General features: G+C 63.2%; 15 protein-coding genes. 5 read left to right on the top strand and 10 right to left on the bottom strand.

Annotated features, from left to right (window positions below; all coding sequences use genetic code 11):
* Nucleotides 1-16: 16 nt before the first annotated feature.
* The 8 genes from G7020_RS11340 to G7020_RS11305 all read right to left on the bottom strand — a co-directional run bounded on the left by G7020_RS11340 (nucleotide 17) and on the right by G7020_RS11305 (nucleotide 6755).
* Complete coding sequence (locus G7020_RS11340) at nucleotides 17-337, bottom strand: hypothetical protein (RefSeq protein WP_181084580.1); 321 nt, start codon at nucleotides 335-337, stop codon at nucleotides 17-19.
* Entirely contained in the window at nucleotides 337-870 is a 534-nt protein-coding gene (locus G7020_RS11335; protein WP_181084435.1) for a thiamine pyrophosphate-binding protein, read from the bottom strand. Before G7020_RS11335 ends, G7020_RS11340 begins: the two co-directional genes overlap by 1 nt.
* On the bottom strand, nucleotides 867-2051 hold the full coding sequence (locus G7020_RS11330; protein WP_181084433.1) for a PepSY-associated TM helix domain-containing protein: 1185 nt from the start codon (nucleotides 2049-2051) through the stop codon (nucleotides 867-869). Before G7020_RS11330 ends, G7020_RS11335 begins: the two co-directional genes overlap by 4 nt.
* A gap of 345 nt (nucleotides 2052-2396) precedes the next feature.
* Entirely contained in the window at nucleotides 2397-2942 is a 546-nt protein-coding gene (locus G7020_RS11325; RefSeq protein ID WP_181084431.1) for a hypothetical protein, read from the bottom strand.
* Between the two features lie 89 nt (nucleotides 2943-3031).
* Nucleotides 3032-4210, bottom strand: a complete 1179-nt coding sequence (locus G7020_RS11320; RefSeq protein ID WP_122077738.1) for a vWA domain-containing protein — start codon at nucleotides 4208-4210, stop codon at nucleotides 3032-3034.
* A gap of 23 nt (nucleotides 4211-4233) precedes the next feature.
* Nucleotides 4234-4638 (bottom strand): GFA family protein, encoded by a 405-nt coding sequence (locus G7020_RS11315; protein WP_014852555.1) that lies wholly within the window; start codon nucleotides 4636-4638, stop codon nucleotides 4234-4236.
* A 55-nt stretch (nucleotides 4639-4693) separates the two neighbouring features.
* A complete protein-coding gene (locus G7020_RS11310; protein ID WP_014852556.1) occupies nucleotides 4694-5539 on the bottom strand; it encodes an AAA family ATPase in 846 nt (281 codons plus the stop codon).
* 139 nt (nucleotides 5540-5678) lie between these two features.
* On the bottom strand, nucleotides 5679-6755 hold the full coding sequence (locus tag G7020_RS11305) for a DUF748 domain-containing protein (RefSeq protein WP_181084429.1): 1077 nt from the start codon (nucleotides 6753-6755) through the stop codon (nucleotides 5679-5681).
* Nucleotides 6756-6878: 123 nt separating this feature from the next.
* On the opposite strand from G7020_RS11305, the gene cysK reads away from it, so the two are divergent.
* The 4 genes from cysK to G7020_RS11290 all read left to right on the top strand — a co-directional run bounded on the left by cysK (nucleotide 6879) and on the right by G7020_RS11290 (nucleotide 10680).
* The gene (gene cysK / locus G7020_RS11300; protein WP_181084427.1) at nucleotides 6879-7853 is read left to right on the top strand and encodes a cysteine synthase A; all 975 of its coding nucleotides are present in this window, start codon (nucleotides 6879-6881) and stop codon (nucleotides 7851-7853) included.
* A 24-nt stretch (nucleotides 7854-7877) separates the two neighbouring features.
* Entirely contained in the window at nucleotides 7878-9602 is a 1725-nt protein-coding gene (gene aceK, locus G7020_RS11295; protein WP_181084425.1) for a bifunctional isocitrate dehydrogenase kinase/phosphatase, read from the top strand.
* A 175-nt stretch (nucleotides 9603-9777) separates the two neighbouring features.
* Nucleotides 9778-9900: a PA1414 family protein gene (locus G7020_RS24045; RefSeq protein ID WP_258189310.1), complete on the top strand. Its 123-nt coding sequence runs from the start codon at nucleotides 9778-9780 to the stop codon at nucleotides 9898-9900.
* Between the two features lie 183 nt (nucleotides 9901-10083).
* Complete coding sequence (locus G7020_RS11290; RefSeq protein WP_181084424.1) at nucleotides 10084-10680, top strand: tRNA-uridine aminocarboxypropyltransferase; 597 nt, start codon at nucleotides 10084-10086, stop codon at nucleotides 10678-10680.
* Here the strand turns inward: G7020_RS11290 and G7020_RS11285 are convergent.
* The gene (locus G7020_RS11285) at nucleotides 10677-11078 is read right to left on the bottom strand and encodes a YbaN family protein (RefSeq protein WP_181084422.1); all 402 of its coding nucleotides are present in this window, start codon (nucleotides 11076-11078) and stop codon (nucleotides 10677-10679) included. The genes G7020_RS11290 and G7020_RS11285 overlap by 4 nt on opposite strands.
* Nucleotides 11079-11093: 15 nt before the next feature.
* Entirely contained in the window at nucleotides 11094-11681 is a 588-nt protein-coding gene (locus G7020_RS11280; protein ID WP_181084420.1) for a YecA family protein, read from the bottom strand.
* Between the two features lie 171 nt (nucleotides 11682-11852).
* Here G7020_RS11280 and recQ point away from each other — a divergent pair, with 171 nt between their 5' ends.
* Nucleotides 11853-13976 (top strand): DNA helicase RecQ, encoded by a 2124-nt coding sequence (gene recQ / locus G7020_RS11275; protein ID WP_181084418.1) that lies wholly within the window; start codon nucleotides 11853-11855, stop codon nucleotides 13974-13976.
* Nucleotides 13977-14004 lie beyond the last annotated feature (28 nt).

The raw sequence follows: 14004 nt of genomic DNA, 5'->3' as shown, positions 1-14004 counted from the left end.
AATCACTTGTTTGCGGTCACAGGTCCTGGTGGTCGATCTCGACGGTGTAGCCGGGGCCGGCGTCGAAGAGGATGTAGAAGGGCGCGTCGGGCCGCTCGAAGGTGAAGGATGCCTGCTCGTCCAGTTTGCCGGCCACCAGGGTGCGCTGGTCGTAGCCGATCACGTCGAGCGTCACACCGACGGCGGGCACGCCGCCGCTGAAGCCGCCGACGCAGCGGATATTGCGTTCGTCGACGGCCTTGCACTGGCAGAAAGGCGCCTGGTGCGCCGCGGCGATCTGGACGACGCCGACGAGCAGCAAGGCGCCCAGGGTGAGTTCGATCCGGCGAATGATCATCAAAGGTTGCCTCGTTGTTCGAGCCAGGCCCGGGTATCGGGCGAGGCCTGGGCCAGGGGAATGGAAGCCTGGTGGACGCTGCCGTCCCAGCCTTCGACGGTCAGCCAGAGTTCGCTGTCCGGCGAGGCGCGCGGCGGCACCACCACTTCGCCCTCCAGCGCGTAGGGGTTGCCCATCAGCAGGGCTCCGGCGGCCCGCAGGCTTCGCGGCTCGCCGATGCGCAGGTAGGCGGCCTTGATCTGTGGCAGGCAGGTTTCGCAGAAGGCGACCACGAACGGTTTGTGGAAGCCGTAGATGCCCTCGTCGTGAGGGCCGCCCAGTTCGTGCTCGGCCAGTCGCGCGCTCCAGGGGCCGACCTGGATTTCGCCGATCTCGCGCTCGCCCAGCCCCATCAGGCCGCGAAACTTGGCCTGGTTCTGGAAGTACTGCGACATGAGCGCCAGCGGCACGATCAGCAGCAGCACGTTGAGGTGGAAGCGCCAGCGCAGCCAGGCTGCGCGAAGCCGACCGGAGGTGGTGGAAGCAGAGCTCATGGGGTGTTCTCCACGGCGGTTTCGAGGGAGGTGCCGCGCGCCGCGCGGGGTGGGCGACGTAGTTGCTGGGCGGTGGCCTTGACCGTGCGTTTGCTCCAGATCAGCAGGCCACTCAACACCATGAAGGTCAGCAGCAGGCCGAACAGGAACCACACCAGCTTCAGCCAGAGCCCGCCGAAGTCGCCGAAATGCAGCGGGTACATGGATTCGGTGACGAAGGACAGGGCAGGGCGGTCGTCGAGCAGGTTGGTGCCGACGATGCTGCCGTCGTAGGGGCTGATGGACAGCGACTGGTTCATCAGCGGATACCAGCCACGCCCGCCGATGGTGACCGGGCCATAGGTGCTTTCCGGCAGACGGATGAAGCTGGGCTCGAAGCCCGGCACCCGCGCCTGGGCGATCCGCGTGATCTCGTCGAGCCCCAGGGTCGACGGAGCCTGGCCGGCGGTGCTGGTCACCGCGTCACGCTGGATCACTGCGGGCGGGCGGCTCTCGACGTAGGGAATGTCGAAGTCCGAGAGGATCGCCTGCAGCAGGAACCAGGTACCGGTGATCGAGATGATGGCGATGAACCAGATCGACCAGATGCCCGACAGCCGGTGGAAGTCCCCCCAGAACACCCGTGCGCCCTGGTTCAGGCGCAGCCGCGGCTTGAAGAAGGCGCGCCAGAAGCGCTTGTAGACCACCAGGCCGGTGATCAGCGAGGCCAGCATCAGCGGGCCGAGGCTGCAGACCAGATACCAGCCCCAGCTGTAGCCGTCGGTCCAGGGCGCCAGCCACCAGCCGTGCAGGGCGCGGGTGAACTGGCGGAAGTCGAACAGCGGGCTGACGCCCTGGATGGCCCCCGAATAGGGGTTCACGTAAAGGGTCGCGGTGGTGGCGTCAGGGTAGGCGACCCGCACCGTCAGGGCGAAATGATCCTCCTGCGGGCGCGACAGGCCGAGCACGGCGAGCCTCGGCTCCTGCGTCTGCACGGCCTGCAGGATCTGCTCGTAATCGAGCCGTTCGGCATCGGTCGACGGCTTGCTGGCACGCACGTCCGGGTTGGCCAGCCAGACGATCTCCTGGCTGACCGTGGCGAGGGTGCCGGTCACGCAGATGATCAGCAGGAAGAACCAGATCGGCAGGGCCAGCCAGCTGTGAACGAGAAACCAGAGTCTGGAGCGGGACTTCTTGGACATGAGGGCAAGGTCTATGGCTGAGGGCGGTGGATTCGGTAGCGATGGAGCTGCGCAAGCACGTCAATGTGCTGGGCTCGGTCGGGACAAGCCGAGCGCCCCGCATGTCATTGCGCATGCAGGGCGTGGTGCGGTTTTTTGGATGTCTCAATGAACAAGACGGATGAGAGGGCGAAAACCCGCAACTGCAAATGAAAAAAAATGTTACCGGCATGCCGGTCCGGGGTTTTCGCTAGTCGTTACCGGTCGTCCGCTCAGGGGCGGCACGCAAAAGCATCGTTTCGGGAGCGGCATGCCCCGCAAGGATGTGGGGGCGTACCGACCTACGGAGCGCCCCTCGCGGCATCTCTAGGAGAGAAGCCGGGTCCGGGTGGGAAAGGCGAATTCCACCTCGTCGCTCAGGTTGCTTCTCGCCACGCCATTCACCACGTAGCCGAACACCAGTTTGCCGTACGGCGCGTTGCGCAGGCGTCGCTCGTCGAAGGCCTGAAGTCTGATCTCCAGCAATCGCGCGGTTCCAGCGTCGAGGAACAGCGGGTCGTCCGAGGGCGCGGCGCCGCTGTCCGATGAACTCTGGAATCCCACCCGAGCGTTGCGCCCCGTGATGTCGCGGACTTCGAGGATGTCGGCCTTGAGCGTCTCTTCGGTTTCGAGGGACTGCACATGGACACCGTGCTCGCCGCTGTTGCGAACCTGAGCCCGAATGAGAATATGGTCGTCGCGTCGTTCGCAGGTCTGCACGGCATAGCGCAGCGGCCTGGCAGGGTCGATCCGGCTGCCGAGGCTTTCCAGCAGTTCCTTGCCATCCTTCGCGCCGCCCAGCACCGATGTGACCAGGGTCAGGGCCTCGACAAAGAGGGCAGTGGGCAACTGGCGTGGTTCTTCGTCGTTCACGGGCGTTCTCCTGCGACGTGTGATCGGAGTCGTAAGGAGTAGCCCATCTCCAAGGCACTGGCGAATCAGGCCTGCGTCGACTCGTCCGGTTATTTCGCCAGGAATCGCATGCCTTCTTCCAGCCCGCTCAGGGTCAGCGGATACATGCGGTCTTCCACCAGTTCGCGGATGATGCCGGTGGAAGTCGTATAGCCCCAGGTGTCCTTGGGATAGGGGTTGATCCAGATGAGCTTCTTGTACTTCTCCATGAAGCGTTGCATCCAGACGTAGCCGGCTTCCTCGTTCCAGTGCTCGACGCTGCCGCCCGGCTGGGTGACTTCATAGGGCGCCATCGCCGCGTCGCCGACGAACACCACCTTGTAGTCCGGGCCGTACTTGTGCAGCAGGTCCAGGGTCGAGGTGCGCTCGGAGGTGCGGCGGAAATTGTTCTTCCACACCGATTCGTAGATGAAGTTGTGGAAGTAGAAGTATTCCAGGTGCTTGAACTCGGTCTTGCAGGCCGAGAACAGTTCCTCGCAGACCTTGACGTGGGCGTCCATCGAGCCGCCGATGTCGAACAGGATCAGCAGCTTCACCGCGTTGCGCCGCTCGGGGCGCATCTGGATGTTGAGCAGGCCGGCATCGCGGGCGGTGTGGTCGATGGTGCCGTCGATGTCCAGCTCGTCCGCGGCGCCCTGGCGGGCGAATTTGCGCAGGCGGCGCAGGGCGACTTTGATGTTGCGCGTGCCCAATTCGACCTGGTCATCGAGGTTCTTGTATTCGCGCTGGTCCCAGACCTTCACCGCGCGGCCCTGGCGCTTGCCGGCATCGCCGATGCGAATGCCTTCGGGGTTGTAGCCGCCGGAACCGAACGGGCTGGTGCCGCCGGTGCCGATCCACTTGTTGCCGCCGGCGTGGCGTTCCTTCTGTTCCTCCAGGCGTTTCTTGAATTCCTCGATCAGCTTGTCGAGGCCGCCCAGGGACTGGATCTGCGCGCGTTCCTCGTCGCTCAGGCTGCGCTCGAATTCCTTGCGCAGCCATTCCTCGGGAATCAGCGCCTCCAGGTGCTGATCGAGGCTCTGCAGGCCATTGAAGTAGGCGCCGAAGGCCCGGTCGAACTTGTCGAAGTGGCGTTCGTCCTTGACCATCACGGTGCGCGCCAGATAGTAGAACTCGTCCATGTCGGCGAATACCACGCGGTGCTTCAGCGCATCGATCAGGTCGAGCAGTTCGCGCACCGACACCGGTACCTTGGCGGCGCGCATTTCATTGAACAGGCCAAGCAGCATTGCAGAACCTCTGGGCGCGGCGATCAGCTGCTGCTGTCGCCCTGGTGTTCGGGAAGCCCGTCGCGAATCGCGTACCAGTCGGCCTTGGAGCCGACGAAGATGTGCGATTGCGGCGGTACGGGCAAGGGTGAGTCGAGCGTGCCCACGGCGACGCCGAGCTCATGCTCGCGGTTGTCGACGAACTGCAGGTTCGAGCCGCAGCGGATACAGAAGGTGCGCGTCACGTGTTCGGAGGAGTGGTAGACGCCGAGCTGGTCCTTGCCGGACATGAAGTGGAAGGCCTCCAGCGGCACGCTCGCGTAACTGGCGAACGCGGCGCCGTGGGCCTTGCGGCACATGCTGCAATGGCAATGGGTCAGTCCGTCGATGGGGGCGTCGATACGGTAGCGCACGACACCACACAGGCACTTGCCGGTATAGGTTTGCATGGTTCTTCCCTCCGAAGAATGAAGCAACCGACTCTCCAGGCGGAACCGGCTGCGATCAGCGGCTGGCGCGGCGACTCATGAAGGCCAGGCGTTCGAGCAGCATCACGTCCTGCTCGTTCTTCACCAGGGCTCCGGCCAGCGGCGGAATCGCTCGCGTCGGGTCGCGCTCGCGGAGTACCGCTTCGCCGATGTCGTCCGCCATCAGCAGCTTCAACCAGTCGACCAATTCCGAGGTGGAGGGTTTCTTCTTCAGGCCCGGAACCTTGCGCACGTCGAAAAAGACGTCGAGCGCTTCGCTGACCAGCGAGGGCTTGATGTTCGGGTAGTGCACGTCGACGATACGCTGCAGCGTCTCGCGATCGGGGAAGGCGATGTAGTGGAAGAAGCAGCGGCGCAGGAAGGCGTCCGGCAGCTCCTTCTCGTTGTTGGAGGTGATGATGATGATCGGGCGCTGCCTGGCCTTGATGGTTTCGTTGGTCTCGTAGACGTAGAACTCCATCTTGTCGAGTTCCTGCAGCAGGTCGTTGGGGAACTCGATGTCGGCCTTGTCGATCTCGTCGATCAGCAGGATGACGCGCTCCTCGGCCTCGAAAGCCTCCCAGAGCTTGCCCTTCTTGATGTAGTTCTTCACGTCGTGGACCTTGTCCACGCCCAGCTGCGAGTCGCGCAGGCGGCTCACCGCATCGTATTCGTAGAGTCCCTGGTGGGCCTTGGTGGTGGACTTGATGTGCCAGGTGATCAGCTTGGCGCCGAAGGATTCCGCCAGTTGTTCGGCAAGCATGGTCTTGCCGGTGCCGGGTTCGCCCTTGACCAGCAGCGGGCGCTGCAGGGTGATCGCCGCATTGACCGCGAGCTTGAGGTCGTCGGTGGCGACGTAGGACTGGGTGCCTTCGAACTTCATCAGGGGTTCCTTCGTTGGCCTGGCAGGCAGGCGCTGCATGTTTGGTTTCGGCTCCGACTATAAGTGAAGGGCGGGCTGCTGTGAACGTGGGAGGCTCATTTAGTCACTCAGTGAGCGCAGGCAAGCCTGATGTTCGCGCTCATTCGTCGTCTTCGCTCAGCGAGCGCTCGAAGCGGGTCGAGAAGGCCTCGACGAAGGCATTGCGCAGGATCGCGATGAACGCCTGGAAGGGGCTGATATCGGCGCTGCGTGTGCTGCCGGACAGCTCGATACGGGTGGCGAACTGATCCTTGCGCTGATTCTGCAGCAGCTCCTGGCCGCCGCCGACCAGGGCTTCCCAGATGCCTCTGAAGAACCCCTTGTCCTGCGCCTGGATATCCTGGCGGAAGTTGAAGACCTCGACATTGTGCAACAACGGCTTGATGTAGCCGTCGAGCTGGCTGTCATTGGCCTCGATTTCCAGAACCAGATCGCCGGTGCCCCTGGCGAAGTCGAAGTTGCCGTAGGCATTGCTGAAATCATTCAGTTTCGTCAGCTCGACGCCGGTCACGCGCAGGCTCACTTCGAAATCCTCCCAATCGGTAAAGGGATCGAAGCGGGCGCCGGCTTCCATGGGCGCCTGGTTGAACAGCTTCGCCGTTCCCTCGAAGGTGGCGACCCGCTCGCCCTGGGCGTCGGCGCTGTTGGTCAGGTTGTACAGGCTGGCCTCGATGGCGCTGGCATAGACGTGCACCGGTGGGTCGGCGGTGAAATTGCGAAACGACACCTGGCCGTTGACCACGCGGATTTCATTGAGCGTGATGGGCAGCAGGGCTTCGAGCTGGTCGCGCCAGTCCACGCCGCCGCCTGTCTGCGATTCGCCCGTGTCGCCACCGTCGACGAAATTGAGCTGCGGCTGCTCGAATATCACCTCGGCGACGATTGCCCGATGCCGCCACAGTTCGCGCCAGCTGATCGCGATGTCGATGACCGGCGCCTTGAACAGGGGCGCCTGGACCTGCGCGTCCTTCTTCTCGATGAGCAGCCCGTCGATCCGGTAGGCGCCACGCCACCAGGCCAGATCGACATCTTCGACATGGCCCTGGTAATCGCCCATGTCGGCCATTTGCGTGTTCAGGTAGTCGCGCACCAGGCCGGGTAGCGCTGCATGCAGCACGATAAGCAGCACGGCCAGCGCAAGCACAATCCACAGGGGCAGTCGGTAGCGGCTTTTCATCTCGTTCCGGTCCGTTCATGACTTATTGGATGGACCCGAACCCCTGTGCAGGAGTTCGGCTGGACTACGCACGCGGCAGCGCATAGGCTCAGACTCTGTTTTTTCTCATCGCAAGGACACATCATGAGCCGCATCTTTGCAGACAACGCACGCTCCATCGGCAATACGCCGCTGGTGATGATCAACCGCCTGGGGCCCAAGGGCGTGACCATCCTGGCCAAGATCGAAGGCCGCAACCCGTCGCATTCGGTGAAATGCCGGATCGGCGCCGGCATGATCTGGGATGCCGAGGAAAACGGCTCCCTCAAGCCGGGCATGACGCTGGTCGAACCCACCTCCGGCAATACCGGCATCGGTCTGGCGTTCGTGGCGGCGGCGCGGGGTTACAGGCTGATCCTGACCATGCCGTCGTCCATGAGCCTGGAGCGGCGCAAGGTATTGAAGGCGCTGGGCGCCGAACTGGTGCTGACCGACCCGGCCAAGGGCATGAAGGGCGCCATCGAGAAGGCCAGCGAAATCGCGGCTTCGGACCCGAGCCTGTACTACATGCCGCAGCAGTTCGAGAACCCGTCCAACCCGGCGATCCACGAGAAGACCACCGGCCCGGAAATCTGGAACGACACCGACGGCAGCATCGACGTGCTGGTCTCGGGCGTGGGCACCGGCGGCACCCTGACCGGCGTGTCGCGCTATATCAAGCAGACCAAGGGCAAGCAGATCATCAGCGTGGCGGTCGAACCCGCCGGTTCGCCGGTCATCAGCCAGACGCTGGCGGGCGATGAGGTCAAGCCCAGCCCGCACAAGATCCAGGGCATCGGCGCCGGTTTCGTGCCGAAGAACCTGGACCTGTCGCTGGTCGATCGTGTCGAACGGGTCGATGACGAAGAAGCCAAGGCCATGGCCCTGCGCCTGATGCGCGAGGAGGGCATTCTCTGCGGGATTTCCGGCGGCGCCGCCATGGCCGCTGCGGTGCGCCTGGCCGAACGCCCTGAAATGAATGGGCGCACCATCGTGGTGATTCTGCCGGACTCCGGTGAGCGCTATCTGTCGACGATGCTCTTTGCCGATATCTTCGGCGAGCAGGAGTTGCAGCAGTAACAGGTGGGCTGCGAGAAAGTCGACATGATGCAGACTTCGCCGGATACCGACATCGCCCGGCAGATATTGCTGGGCTTCGACGATTACCGTGAGCACTTCCGGCTGATCACCGAAGGTGCGCGGTCGCGCTTCGAGCAGGCGCAGTGGCAGGAGACGCAGCGCGCCTCGGCTGCGCGCATCGTCCTGTACGAAGAAAAAGTCGCTGAAACGGCGCGGCAGCTGCGGTCCGTGTTCGAGCGCGAGATACTGCTGGACGTGCAGCGCTGGCCAGGGATCAAGCGTGCCTATATCGGGTTGATCGACCCGCGCTTCGACGATGAGTTGTCCGAGACCTGGTACAACTCGATCTTCTGCACGCTGTTCAGCCATGACTGCATCAGCGACGACACCATGTTCATCCACAGCACCCGGCCAACCAACCGTTTCGATTCGCGCCTGGCGCAGACCCGTTGCTATCGACCAGAGGGTGATCTTCGCGGGGTGCTTGCGCAGATTCTGGGCGACTTCGCCTTCGAGGTGCCTTATGCGGATTTCGACGGCGATCTCCAGCGTCTCGATGCCCAGTTGCATGAGTCGCTGCCGGACTGGGTGCGCAAGGACCCGCACCTGACCCTCGAGCTGTTCGCCTCGGTGCTCTACCGCAACAAGGGCGCCTATCTGGTTGGGCGGATATTCACCCGCGACGAGCAATGGCCTCTGGCGATTCCACTGTTGCACCACGAGGGCGTGGGCATCGTCGCCGATGCGTTGATTACCGATGAGGCGGCGGTCTCGATCATCTTTTCCTTTACCCGTTCCTACTTCATGGTCGAGGTGCCGATACCTGCCGAGTTCATCGAATTTCTCAAGCGCATCCTGCCGGGCAAGCACATCGCCGAACTCTATACCTCCATCGGCTTTTACAAGCATGGCAAATCGGAGTTCTACCGGGCGCTGATCGATCATCTGGCGACCAGCGATGATCGCTTCATCATGGCGCCAGGCGTGCGTGGCATGGTCATGAGCGTATTCACGCTGCCCGGCTTCAATACGGTGTTCAAGATCATCAAGGACCGCTTCTCGCATACCAAGAGCGTCAACCGCGCCACGGTCATCGAGAAATACCGGCTGGTGAAAAGCGTCGACCGGGTAGGGCGTATGGCCGATACCCAGGAGTTCGCCGACTTTCGCTTCCCCGTCTCCCGCTTCGAGCCCGAATGCCTGGCCGAACTGCTGGAGGTTGCCCCTTCGACGGTCGAGGTGCAGGGCGATACGGTGCTGGTACGTCACTGCTGGACGGAGCGGCGTATGACGCCCTTGAACCTCTATGTCGAGCAGGCCAGCGAGCAGCAGGTTGAGGAGGCACTGGAGGATTATGGCCTGGCGATCAAGCAGCTCGCCGCCGCCAATATCTTCCCCGGTGACATGCTGCTGAAGAACTTCGGCGTGACCCGCCACGGACGAGTGGTGTTCTACGACTACGACGAGATCTGCTTTCTCACGGAAATGAATTTCCGCTACATCCCCGAGGCCCGCTATCCGGAAGATGAAATGTCATCCGAGCCCTGGTACTCGGTTGGCCCCAACGATGTCTTCCCCGAAGAGTTTCCGCGTTTCCTCTTCGCCGACATCAGGTTGCGCCGGCTGTTCGCCAGACTGCATGGCGAGCTTTACGACGCCAACTACTGGAAAGGGCTGCAACAGGCGATACGCGAGGGCAAGGTGATCGACGTGTTCCCTTATCGGCGCCGGCTGGAAAGCGCTCCATAGGCGCTGCTTCTGAACGCCTCGATCAGCTGTCGGTCACATTTGTAGAGCCTGCATGGAAGGCTCCGCCTGCATAATCTGCAACACCTGCCGCAGGCGGTTGAGCGCTTCCTGGGTTATGCTGACATCCAGGCCCCATGGCTCCATCAGTACCCGTCACAAGCAGGAGGGTTAGACCATGAAAGCGTGGCTCAACAGTATGTTCTGGAACCTCGCAGTGGCGCTTGGCTTCATCGAGCCGCCTCGGCTGCAGCCTGTTCCCGTGCGTGCCGAGCGAAAGAAGCCCGCGTCGCGGCGCTGACGTCATCGGCTTTCCGTAGGGTGGATCGCGCTTTATCGATCCACCGAGCGGACGCATGGTGAGTGTAAGAACGTTATTCCCTACCGGGCTGTCGGCAGTATGCGAGCGGCATAGGTGTCGATGGCTGCTCCGTCGGGTTACGCCTTCGGCTGACCCGACCTGCGCGGGACCATAGGAGTGTGAATGTCCCGTCCGCAATGTCCGAGTTGCCAGCGTCCACTGAGCCACTGTCTTTGTCCGTTGCTTCCCTCGCTTGCCAGTAGAACACAGGTGCTGATCCTGCAGCATCCCAGTGAAAGCGCTCATGCGCTCAATACCGCCCGGCTGGTTGCGCTTGGCCTGAGCACGGCGCAGTTGCGTGTGGGTGAGCGGTTCGATGACCTGCCTGACGATGGCGTTCGAAGTTACCTGCTGTTTCCCGGCGAAGACGCCGTTCCGCTGGCAACCCTGGCGGCCAGTGCCGAACCGATCCGCCTGGTCGTGCCGGATGGCACCTGGCGCAAGGCGCGCAAACTGCTGCATCTCAATCCTGGTCTCGCCAGCCTGCCACGGGTGGCGCTGCCCGAGGGGCTGGCTTCACGCTACCGCTTGCGCAAGGCGCCGCAGCCGGGCGCGCTCTCGACGCTGGAGGCCGTGGTGGTCGCGCTCAATGCGCTGGAGGGAGAAGGGCGCTACGATGCACTGTTGCGCCCCTTCGAGGCGATGATCGAGGCGCAGATCGAGGCCATGGGCGTGGAGGTTTACCAGCGCAATCATGCTGGGCTTCAGCAGCCCGTCTAGCGGGCCGGAAGGGTCTTTAGGCGCAGGATATACAGCGTCACCAATGTCGCGCTGATCAGCATGCCGATCCGTGCCCACAAGAGCGGCACCAGCCAGCAGGATATGCCGATGCTCAGCCACATGGTGCCGATGGCGTAGACCTTGCCCTTGAGTGGAATCCCGTTACCGTCCAGGTAATCCCGAAACCAGGGGCCAAGGCGGGGATGCATCACCAGCCAGTCGTAAAAGCGCCGCGAGCTGCGGACGAAGCAGGCGGCGGCCAGCAGCAGAAACGGTGTGGTGGGCAGTACCGGCACGAAGATGCCGATAAAGCCCAGCGCGACACTCAGCCAGCCCACCGTCAGTAGCACATAGCGTACCAGCGGGTTGCGATAGGCCTGTATGTCGCGGTGGGCCAAGAAGCTATCCGGCCATCAGTGCCGGCGAGGCTTGAGCAGGGCCGGCTTCTCTTCGGGGGCATGGCAGAGCAGATACAGCGCGGTGAGGATCTCAGGGATCTGCGACACCATTTCGTCCGCCAGTTCGGGATCGGCGGCGATATCGCTGAACTCGGGTTGCTCGTCGAAGAGCCCCGAACCGACCATGATCGGCAGCAGCAACTCGCTGACTTCTTCCTCGGAATCCTCGAACCAGATCGCTTCGCGCATGAACACGCCTTCCATGAAGCCGATGCACCAGCCACGCAGATCGGATTCGTCCGGTTCTTCGCCCAGGTCCAGTTCGCAGGGCAGCTCCATGTCTTCGTCGCTGGCCAGCTGTCGGGCGATATGTGCCTTGAGCTGCACCAGCGTCGCTTCGATGGCCTCGCGCTCGGTGGCGTCGGCGTATTGCGGCGGCTCGGCGAACAGCGCATCGATCCATTCACGGTCGGGCACCTGCTCGGAACAGATGCTCAGCGCCGTCATGTAGCCATGCGCGGCAATGTAATCCAGCGCCTCTTCATGCAGATCGTCTGCATCCAGAAACACTTGCAGGCGGGCGAGTTGCTCGGCAAAGGACATGGGAGGCTACCTTGAATGGACAATTAGCGCTGATTCTAGACGAGCCGTGTGCTGCAAGCTACCGCGGGGGCTGACAACGGTCAGATGCGATGATCCCGCTCGTGCAGTCCGCTTGTGCCTGAACTTGACGGTCGCCTCGCGTATACTGCGCGCCTTGTTTCGGAGACCGGCATGCTCGACCAGGCACAGCGCATACTCAAAGACGTATTCGGTTATGACGCCTTTCGTGGCAACCAGCGCGCGATCATCGAGCAGGTGGCCGGTGGTGGCGATGCGCTGGTGCTGATGCCCACAGGCGGCGGTAAATCGCTCTGCTTCCAGGTGCCGGGGCTGTTGCGTGACGGCCTGACGGTGGTGGTTTCGCCGCTGATCGCGCTGATGGACGATCAGGTCGCGACCCTCGATGAGCTGGGCATTGCGGCCGTGGCGCTGAACTCCACGCTGAGCCTAGATGATCAGCGGGATATCGCCGAGCACCTGCGCCGCAACGAAATCAAGATGCTCTACCTGGCCCCCGAGCGCCTGGTCCAGCCGCGCATGCTGGCCTTTCTGCAGCGCCTGCAGATCGGCCTGTTCGCCATCGACGAAGCCCATTGCGTGTCGCAGTGGGGGCATGATTTCCGCCCCGAATACCTGCAGCTGGGGCAACTGGCCGAATTCTTCCCGGCGGTGCCGCGCATCGCCCTGACCGCCACGGCGGACAAGCGCACCCGCGAGGAAATCGTCCAGCGCCTGAAGCTGGAAAATGCCGAGCGCTTTCTCTCCAGTTTCGACCGGCCCAACATCTTCTACCGCATCGTGCCCAAGGATCAGCCGCGCAAGCAGTTGCTGGGTTTTCTCGCCGAGCGTCGTGGCGATGCCGGCATCGTCTATTGCCTGTCGCGCAAGAAGGTCGACGATATGGCTGCCTTCCTCAGCGAACAGGGCTTTCCGGCGTTGCCGTACCACGCGGGTCTGCCCAATGAGCTGCGCGCCTTCCATCAGAAGCGCTTTCTCAACGAGGAAGGCCTGATCATGATCGCCACCATCGCCTTCGGCATGGGCATCGACAAGCCCAACGTGCGCTTCGTCGCGCATCTGGATCTGCCCAAATCGCTGGAAGCCTACTACCAGGAAACCGGGCGCGCCGGGCGTGACGGCCTGCCTGCCGATGCCTGGATGGCCTACGGCCTGCAGGATGTGATCTTCCTCAAGCAGATGCTCAACAACTCCGAAGGTGACGAGCGCCACAAGCGCGTCGAGCAGCACAAGCTCGACGCCATGCTGGCGCTGTGCGAGGAAACCCGCTGCCGGCGTCAGGCGCTGCTGGCCTATTTCGATGAGGTACTGCCCGAGCCGTGCGGGCACTGCGACAACTGCGTCGATGGCGTGCAGACCTGGGACGCCACCGAGCCGGCGCGCCAGGCGCTGTCGGCGATCTATCGCAGCGGCCAGCGTTATGGCGTCGGGCATCTGGTGGATGTGCTGCTGGGGCGCGACAACGAAAAGGTCCGCAGCCTGGGCCATCAGCATCTGTCGGTGTTCGGCGTCGGCAAGGCGCTGTCGGACGGTGAGTGGCGCTCGCTGTTTCGCCAACTGGTTGCGCGCGGGCTGGCCGATGTCGATCTGGACGGTTTTGGCGGTCTGCGCCTCAGCGACAGCTGCCGTAGCCTGCTGCGTGGCGAGGTGTCGCTGGAGTTACGGCGTGAAGTGGCCAGCAAGACCGTGAAGCCGGCAGGCAGCGCCGCCAGCCAACTGGTGCGCAGCGAAGAGCGCGAAACCTGGGAAGCGCTGCGGGCCTTGCGCCGCAAGCTGGCCGAAGAGCATGGCGTGCCGCCCTACGTCATCTTCCCCGACGCGACCCTGCTGGAGATGCTGCGCAGCCAGCCCGGTACGCTTGGCGACATGGCGCGTATCAGTGGGGTCGGGGCGCGCAAGCTGGAGCGCTATGGGCAGGCTTTCCTCGATGTGCTGAAGGGCACTGCCGCGGCAGCCAGGTCGCCAGCCGATGTGCGGCATGAGCTGATTACCCTGGCGCGCGCCGGCATGACGCCGACGCAGATCGCCCGTCAGCTCGACTGCAGTGAGAAAAATGTCTACGCCATGCTTGCCGAGGCCATCGGCCAGCAACTGCTCAGCCTGGAGCAGGCCCTGGATCTGCCGGAGGAGCTGCTGGGCGAGATTCAGGATGCCTTTCTCGACGCGGAAGGCGAATTGCCCAGCGTCGCCTCGGTGGCGGAGACGTTTGCCGGGCGCGTGCCGGAAGCCGTGCTGTTCTGCGTGCGCGCTTCGCTCCAGGCCGAGTTCGATCTCTGAACGCATCGTGACTCAGCCGTAAAACGTT

Origin of the sequence: Stutzerimonas stutzeri, from assembly GCF_013522825.1 — a bacterium.
GTDB classification, from domain to species: domain Bacteria; phylum Pseudomonadota; class Gammaproteobacteria; order Pseudomonadales; family Pseudomonadaceae; genus Stutzerimonas; species Stutzerimonas stutzeri_AK.
The sequence above is the reverse complement of the archived record's forward strand: the minus strand, read 5'-3'. Positions and strand labels throughout refer to the sequence as shown.

Coding starts and splice junctions, on each gene's coding strand:
- cysK (WP_181084427.1), top strand. CDS start 6,879: ATGAGCCGCATCTTTGCAGACAACGCACGCTCCATCGGCAATACGCCG.
- G7020_RS24045 (WP_258189310.1), top strand. CDS start 9,778: ATGAAAGCGTGGCTCAACAGTATGTTCTGGAACCTCGCAGTGGCGCTT.
- G7020_RS11280 (WP_181084420.1), bottom strand. CDS start 11,681: ATGTCCTTTGCCGAGCAACTCGCCCGCCTGCAAGTGTTTCTGGATGCA.
- G7020_RS11335 (WP_181084435.1), bottom strand. CDS start 870: ATGAGCTCTGCTTCCACCACCTCCGGTCGGCTTCGCGCAGCCTGGCTG.
- G7020_RS11305 (WP_181084429.1), bottom strand. CDS start 6,755: ATGAAAAGCCGCTACCGACTGCCCCTGTGGATTGTGCTTGCGCTGGCC.
- G7020_RS11315 (WP_014852555.1), bottom strand. CDS start 4,638: ATGCAAACCTATACCGGCAAGTGCCTGTGTGGTGTCGTGCGCTACCGT.
- aceK (WP_181084425.1), top strand. CDS start 7,878: ATGATGCAGACTTCGCCGGATACCGACATCGCCCGGCAGATATTGCTG.
- G7020_RS11340 (WP_181084580.1), bottom strand. CDS start 337: ATGATCATTCGCCGGATCGAACTCACCCTGGGCGCCTTGCTGCTCGTC.
- G7020_RS11330 (WP_181084433.1), bottom strand. CDS start 2,051: ATGTCCAAGAAGTCCCGCTCCAGACTCTGGTTTCTCGTTCACAGCTGG.
- recQ (WP_181084418.1), top strand. CDS start 11,853: ATGCTCGACCAGGCACAGCGCATACTCAAAGACGTATTCGGTTATGAC.
- G7020_RS11290 (WP_181084424.1), top strand. CDS start 10,084: ATGTCCCGTCCGCAATGTCCGAGTTGCCAGCGTCCACTGAGCCACTGT.
- G7020_RS11320 (WP_122077738.1), bottom strand. CDS start 4,210: ATGCTGCTTGGCCTGTTCAATGAAATGCGCGCCGCCAAGGTACCGGTG.
- G7020_RS11310 (WP_014852556.1), bottom strand. CDS start 5,539: ATGAAGTTCGAAGGCACCCAGTCCTACGTCGCCACCGACGACCTCAAG.